2 protein-coding genes are annotated in these 751 nt (G+C 64.4%); both read right to left on the bottom strand.

The genetic code is table 11. The annotated features are described in order from the left end of the window. Positions 1-140: 140 nt before the first annotated feature. On the bottom strand, positions 141-479 hold the full coding sequence (gene glnK / locus HUK84_RS21265) for a P-II family nitrogen regulator (RefSeq protein WP_012226274.1): 339 nt from the start codon (positions 477-479) through the stop codon (positions 141-143). Then, a partial coding sequence (locus tag HUK84_RS22955; protein ID WP_218064498.1) for a hypothetical protein occupies positions 476-751 on the bottom strand: 276 nt, incomplete at its 5' end. The genes glnK and HUK84_RS22955, both read right to left, overlap by 4 nt.

A 751-nucleotide genomic window follows, 5' to 3' on the forward strand; every position in this document is an offset into this window, starting at 1 on the left:
GGCGGGCGCGGCCGTCGCCAGCAGGGCGGCCGCCGCCAGGAGGGGGGACGTTACCGCGGCAAGGGAGAGGCGGGGGCGCATCGGGGGCTGCGTGGTCTGTCGCGAGGTCGGCATCGAGGTCTGCATCGGGGCGGCAAAGGTCACAGCGCGTCCTCTCCCGTTTCCCGGGTGCGGATGCGGATGACGCTGTCCAGGCTGGAGACGAAGATCTTGCCGTCGCCGATCTTGCCGGTATGCGCCGATTGCAGAATCACGTCGACCACCTGGTCCACGATGTCGTCGGACACCGCGACCTCGATCTTCACCTTGGGCAGGAAGCTGACATGATATTCCGCCCCGCGATAGATTTCGGTCTGGCCCTTCTGGCGGCCGAACCCCTTCACTTCCGACACGGTCAGCCCCTGGATGCCCAGGGGAGTCAGGGACTCGCGGACGTCGTCGAGTTTGAAGGGCTTGATGATGGCTGTGACAAGCTTCATCGCGCCACGTCTCCTTGTTGCATGATGAGAAATCGTTTCCTGATCCGGATGATGATCCAATTCCACAGAACGGCAATACAAAAACCTTGCCGCATCGTCCAAGGTTGGCGCCGCGTGCCGCCAGATCGGACGTGATGCCCATCAATGGGACAGAAGTGCCTGATTTTGTGCCTGTTTTGTAGGCGAAAGCTCTGCTGCCGGTCGGGGTGGCGGCCGAATCGCCGGGCGGCGTCCGGCCTGCCGGGGCGGGGCTCGGCCCTGGCTGTCCCGCC

Source organism: Nguyenibacter vanlangensis, assembly GCF_013376155.1.
Classification (GTDB): domain Bacteria; phylum Pseudomonadota; class Alphaproteobacteria; order Acetobacterales; family Acetobacteraceae; genus Gluconacetobacter; species Gluconacetobacter vanlangensis.

Bases quoted from the DNA above. Each gene is read 5' to 3' on its own strand.
- glnK (WP_012226274.1), bottom strand. From the start codon at position 479: ATGAAGCTTGTCACAGCCATCATCAAGCCCTTCAAACTCGACGACGTC.